Origin of the sequence: Wolbachia endosymbiont of Glossina morsitans morsitans (genome assembly GCF_000689175.1) — a bacterium.
Taxonomy (GTDB): domain Bacteria; phylum Pseudomonadota; class Alphaproteobacteria; order Rickettsiales; family Anaplasmataceae; genus Wolbachia; species Wolbachia pipientis.
Genome location: NZ_AWUH01000090.1, coordinates 1 through 5345, shown reverse-complemented (window position 1 = coordinate 5345; position 5345 = coordinate 1). Strand labels below are relative to the sequence as shown.

General features: G+C 35.5%; 5 protein-coding genes and 2 pseudogenes. 4 read left to right on the top strand and 3 right to left on the bottom strand.

Annotation, left to right across the window (positions count from 1 at the left end):
* The 3 genes and pseudogenes from WGMM_RS06565 to WGMM_RS01965 form a co-directional block, all read left to right on the top strand.
* Positions 1 to 338: pseudogene (locus tag WGMM_RS06565) on the top strand (hypothetical protein); the annotation flags it as partial.
* 112 nt (positions 339 to 450) lie between these two features.
* Positions 451 to 714 carry a translation initiation factor IF-1 gene (infA, locus tag WGMM_RS05615; RefSeq protein ID WP_081818062.1) on the top strand — a complete coding sequence of 88 codons (264 nt, stop codon included), beginning with the start codon at positions 451 to 453 and terminating at the stop codon, positions 712 to 714.
* Positions 650 to 1288, top strand: coding sequence for a Maf family nucleotide pyrophosphatase (locus WGMM_RS01965; protein ID WP_051599610.1), 639 nt, complete (start codon positions 650 to 652; stop codon positions 1286 to 1288). Before infA ends, WGMM_RS01965 begins: the two co-directional genes overlap by 65 nt.
* On the opposite strand, the pseudogene WGMM_RS07335 reads toward WGMM_RS01965, so the two are convergent.
* From WGMM_RS07335 to WGMM_RS01950, 3 genes and pseudogenes are all read right to left on the bottom strand, one after another.
* Positions 1280 to 3411 (bottom strand): annotated as a pseudogene (locus tag WGMM_RS07335) (hypothetical protein). The gene WGMM_RS01965 and the pseudogene WGMM_RS07335 sit on opposite strands and share 9 nt — an antisense overlap.
* A gap of 152 nt (positions 3412 to 3563) precedes the next feature.
* On the bottom strand, positions 3564 to 3722 hold the full coding sequence (locus WGMM_RS06545) for a hypothetical protein (protein WP_153296804.1): 159 nt from the start codon (positions 3720 to 3722) through the stop codon (positions 3564 to 3566).
* A gap of 35 nt (positions 3723 to 3757) precedes the next feature.
* Positions 3758 to 5101 carry an alanine:cation symporter family protein gene (locus WGMM_RS01950; RefSeq protein ID WP_038249288.1) on the bottom strand — a complete coding sequence of 448 codons (1344 nt, stop codon included), beginning with the start codon at positions 5099 to 5101 and terminating at the stop codon, positions 3758 to 3760.
* A gap of 21 nt (positions 5102 to 5122) precedes the next feature.
* Between WGMM_RS01950 and WGMM_RS06540 the strand changes: the two genes are divergently transcribed.
* Positions 5123 to 5338 (top strand): hypothetical protein, encoded by a 216-nt coding sequence (locus WGMM_RS06540; RefSeq protein ID WP_240991849.1) that lies wholly within the window; start codon positions 5123 to 5125, stop codon positions 5336 to 5338.
* Positions 5339 to 5345 lie beyond the last annotated feature (7 nt).

Sequence of the window (5345 nt, the reverse complement as noted above, 5' to 3'; positions counted from 1 at the left end):
AATGGAGTGATGAATTGGTAGGAATGCTTGATGGACTGGAAGAAAAAATTCGTGCTGATGAACAAAGGAGCTTCAACAATCAATTAACGGGAGAAATTTCTAATGAGTCTGGTAATGCTCCACGACAGAAGAAAAGGTTATCCAAATCTTCAAGCGTTGATAATGAGTCTTATGTTCCACTAAGAGAGAAGACAACATTACTCAAATCTTTAAGCGTTGATAGTGGACTTGATAGCGATGAAGAAAATTGTGATAATGATTTATCTTTCAACATAAGTCCTATAAGTTCTATTGAGAAGGTGGCAGAGAGTAGAAACGTAGGTAGGGTATCATTGTGAAGATGGTTTGGGTTAAGTTGCAACTTAAGTGGGGCGCAAAAGGTCTTTTGTGTTGATAATAATTTAAAATCTATAGTAGACTAAAAAAGATTATTAAATTATAATACAACATATGATAAAAGACGAGAAATCGAAAACAATTTTTGAAGTGGAAGGGGCAGTAACTGCTTTACTACCTGCAGCAGAATTTAGAGTGAAACTGGACAATGAACATGAGATTATCTGTCATGTATCAGGGAAAGTGAGAAGAAGTAAAATACGCATCATTATAGGGGATAGGGTGTTAGTTGAGATGAGCATTTACGATAGGAATGCGAGAAAGGGTAGGATCATCAGAAGGCTTAAAGGTACAAGTTACAGAACGATCTCTAAATAATCTTATTCTTGCTTCATCATCGAAAAGGCGTATAGCTTTACTAAAACAAATAAACATTGAGCCTGGTTTAATTTTGCCAGCAGATATAGATGAAGCCCCTTTAAAAAAGGAACTTCCGAAGGATTACTCAATCCGTATGGCAAAAAGTAAAGCTGAGAAAATACAAAGTTTAAATCCAAATTATTTTGTGCCTGTTGTTGATACAGTTGTTGCTTGTGGTAGAAGGATATTGCTCAAAGCTGAAAACGTTGAGCAAGCAGAAAAATGTATCCGCTTGTTATCAGGAAGAAGGCATAGAGTATACACCAGTGTATGTCTATTAACTCCCGATCAATCTAAACAACATATCAGGACTGTGGTTACAATAGTGAAATTTAAACGTCTCAGTGAACAAGAAATTAAGTATTATTTAGCATCAGAAGAGTGGAAAAATAGGGCGGGGGGATGCAATATACAAGGCCTAGCTGGAGTGTTCGTATTGTTCTTACGCGGCTCCTACTCTTCCGTTATAGGGTTACCATTACATGAAACCTATTGTTTGCAAAGCAATTATTTTAACTTCAATTTATATTGAAATACCTTTATTAGTATCTTTTTTTTGTTGTGACTCAGCAACCTGTTTGGCCCAATCTAGTGGTCTTTTATTTCTGTTAGCTAATGCAATTCTATTGCGATCATAACCATCAGTGTGTTCTGTTAAAGTATCTCCTCTTTCTTCTTCTATTACTGCAGCTTTCAGTTGTGCTTCATCTTTCTCTAGTAATTTATATAGTTCGCTATTTTTATCTACAGTTGGATTAGTGTCATTATTTTCTCGTTCTGCCACTGTTTTTTCTAACCACTTACGTATAGGGTCATATTGTTTACCTTCTCCTATCTTTTCTAAAATGTTTTCTGAGAATGAATCTTTAGGAATATTTTCTTTAGTAGCCTGTTGTGCCGGTTCTCTTAACCCTTTATCCGGGTTTCCCAATGCTCCTTTTAACTCACTCGTATCTCCGATTTCTTTTGGTTCAATGTTTTCTAAGCTCTTCTTTAACTGTTCAGGATTTACTTGAGATTGTTCATTATTGTCATGAGTTGGAGATGAATAGCCCGAGTCACTTTTATTATTGAGTGCTGTAGCAGAGAGCGGCTGTTCACTTTCTTTCCACTTAGCATCACTAGCATCTTGGTTATCACTGTTATCTGGAGAAGATGAATAAGAAATTATGTCCTTTAATGTCTCTAACGGTGATGGGTTATTTTTTCTACTTCCTGCAATTGATGCTTTTCTATCATCAACATCAATGTGCCGGAAGTTGTTTTTCTTGAAATTTCTGATGTCTTGTAACAGATAGGCTTTGCTATTTCCTTTTTGTTGCTGGGTTTTAGGTTGTTGCTGATCATTAGGTGTTTGCTCACTTCTATCTGGTTTTTGGCTTCCAGGTACAGCATGTCCAAATGTAGGATTGTCATACCGTTCATCTTCTTGCCTATTATCTTGATTGTGGCTTACAGACTTGGTGAAAGTAGAACTATCTGAAGAATCAGAAGTTGCACCTTTTTGCTGATTATTAGGTGTTTGGTAGTGAACTAGTTCTAGGTGGAAGTGGCAGAGGAGTTTTTTTGTTCTGAGGATCTCATCGAAAACACCTTTTTTAGGTGGTAGTGAACTAGTTCTAGGTGGAAGTGGCGGAGGAGTTTTTTTGTTCTGAGGATTCTCCTCAAAAAGCGATTGTAGGTTATAAACATGACCTCCCGAATTTGCTTCTCGTGCTGCTTGTCTAAGCTCACGCTTTTCTTTAGCCTCCTGAGAATTAATTTTATCGTAAAATCTTTTCCAATTCCGCTATCGTAAGACTGCCTTCTGCTGTTAGATTGTAGTCCAAAATGTGAAAGGTGGTCTTCTTTTTTTTGAGTTATATCAGTAGCTTGAACGCTAACACCTCTATTAACATCAATTCTTGTTGTAGTTTCAGATGATAGCTCGTTACTGTCTTTATTATGTTGCATCTCATTCGCTTTTCCTTGTCCTTTCTCCCTGAATTGTATTTCATGCAAGAATAAACCACCTATTTTTACATCTCTGTTTACTTCTAACCGTTCTAGAGAAAAATCATCACCTTTAACAAGGTCTACACCGTTAGCATCAATCTTAATTTTGATCTTACATTCCTTCCCCTCCGCATACCACTTTAAAGTCATTTCATATGAACCATCAGTTATGACATAATGTCTTATTTTTTTCCCTTCTTCCTCGGCAACAAAACCATGCATTCCGCTCTTTCCATCACTATGCAATGTTGAAAATCCTGAGATTTCATTCTTCTCACAAAAATCACTATTTAAAAATTCGCTAATTTTAAACTCTTTTTTGTTATCTCCCAGCGTAATACTTGCGTGATTACCGTATATTGAAACTCCTGCAACATCATCAACATACTCTTTCAACCTTTCTTTAACTTCACTTTCAAGCTCTTGTCCAGCTTTCTTTGTCTTGTCGCATTTCTGAAGAATAACTCCATATGCTTTATCTTTGTTTTCTTCTTCGTCCCAATTCCAGTTGGCGTGTTTTGTTAAAAACTTTACTGTGTTAAAATCAACTCTAGCATTATAAATTGGGTCGTCTTCCTTTTTTATTTTATCAAATAAAGGAAAAATTTCTTGAATGCGCTCATTATAAATGTGTTCTTGTTGTGTATCGTTAGTGCCCATATATCCCTCACTAATAACCCTCTGCATTTAGTTCTAGCTAATACTAGCTAATATAATTATCACAAGCATTGGTTGAATTTTTATTAAGGAAGGTTGTGTTACTAATGTGATGACACAAGCAATTTTATGGTAACATCAAACGATTTAAGTTGTCATTCCAGTCTGGAATCCAGCCTTTCACGAACCCCATCAAAAATGTTGTGTTTTAACATAAGATTAGCTACTTTTATGCTCACTAATTTAGTGCCAATCAAGATTCCTGGATCCCAGTGTCTGGGCACTGGTATGACATCCTTCTTGGCGGAAATCACTCTTATATCACAACAGCTGCATAGCCTAAATTGCTTTAGCTATAGCTCTGTTTTTGCAACTTCAAATATCTGCTACTCATAGTAAACACTCCTGGATCTTGAGAGGTTAGCTTGAGTATAGCGAGTATGTTGATAAACAACAAAGCAGCAATCGAGATATCAGCAACATCCCATAGCAACCGGACTTTACCTATCGCACCAAGCGGAATGATCATGGTAAAAATTACAATCCAGATTTTAGTGTATTTATTATCCATAGACACATAGCGTATTGTCTGTTTTGAGCAAAAAAAACAAGTAAAAATAGTAGTAAAAGCAAAACAAAACATTATGGCCATAATTAAATAGTCAATATAAGGCCAATTCATTGCCTTTCTAAAAGCAAATATGCACATGTTAGTGCTCTCTAAATCAGTGACCCAAGAATCTGTGACAAGCAGTACCATTGTTGTAATAAATACTATAAACGCAACTATAAAAACCGATATTATCGTAATTAGACTCTGCTCAATAATAAATTTATTATTATTTTTCTTAGGAACAATTGAAGAATGTACGATTCCTTCAAGGCCAAGCCCTATATCTGTTGCAAAAATACCTCGCAAAGTTCCGACTTGAATAATAGTCAACATTTCTAGAATCAAACCTAGAGATAAACCAGAGTTAAAGCTACTGGTTGTAAAAAAACTGCTTGTTATTAGTTTTAGAGAAGGAAGAATATTTTCACTAAATTTAAATAATATGATACCGCAAAGTATGAGGTAACTTACCGTCATTATCGGTATCATAGCCGATATAAAAATTTTAATCTTTTTTAAGCTGAGAACTGCAACAACAAAAAATATTATGGCCATTACAATGCCACCAATGACTACAGGTACATCTATCATGTTAAGTGGTATTGATAGAGAATTTACCTGAACAAGGTTACCAACTGTTATTGAAACCATCATCATAACAACCAGAAACACAATTGTAGCTTTTCTAGAATTAAATGCATCAGCCATGTAGGCTACAGGGCCACCTATAAACCGTCCGTTCTTTTCCTTTCTGGTTTTTATACTTAGATAACAAGTGACATATTTTATCACAGAAGTGATAACAATAATTATCGCCATCCACAAAATAGAGCCCGGTCCTCCGGTTTTTAGAGCAACAGCAGTTCCTGAAATATTTCCTACTCCTAAATTTCCCCCTAAAATTGTAAACAGAGCGGCTATAGAAGAAAATTTATTTTCTCCTTTTTTAGCTCCAAGTAGTGAAAGGGCGTATGGTAATCTAAATACCTGTAGCCATTTTAGTTTAATCGATAGGTAAACACCAGCAACTAGCATGAGTAATATTGTTGGCAGTAATAAAACAAACTTTACTGTATCCATCTGTAAAAGTGAGATTTTTATTTGAGTATACAACAAAAATTGAAAATACCTAACCTATTTTCTATGTATGACTTCGTTTCCGTCATTCTAGAAACCTTTTCTTGTCATCCAAGTAGCGTGACACATAACTGTACGAACATTGTAATATGGTACAATGTTAAGACGATGTCATTCCAGTGCTTGACACTGGAATGGCTTTGTTGCATCGCTCAAGTGAAAAGAACTGGCAGTTACTGACAAAATT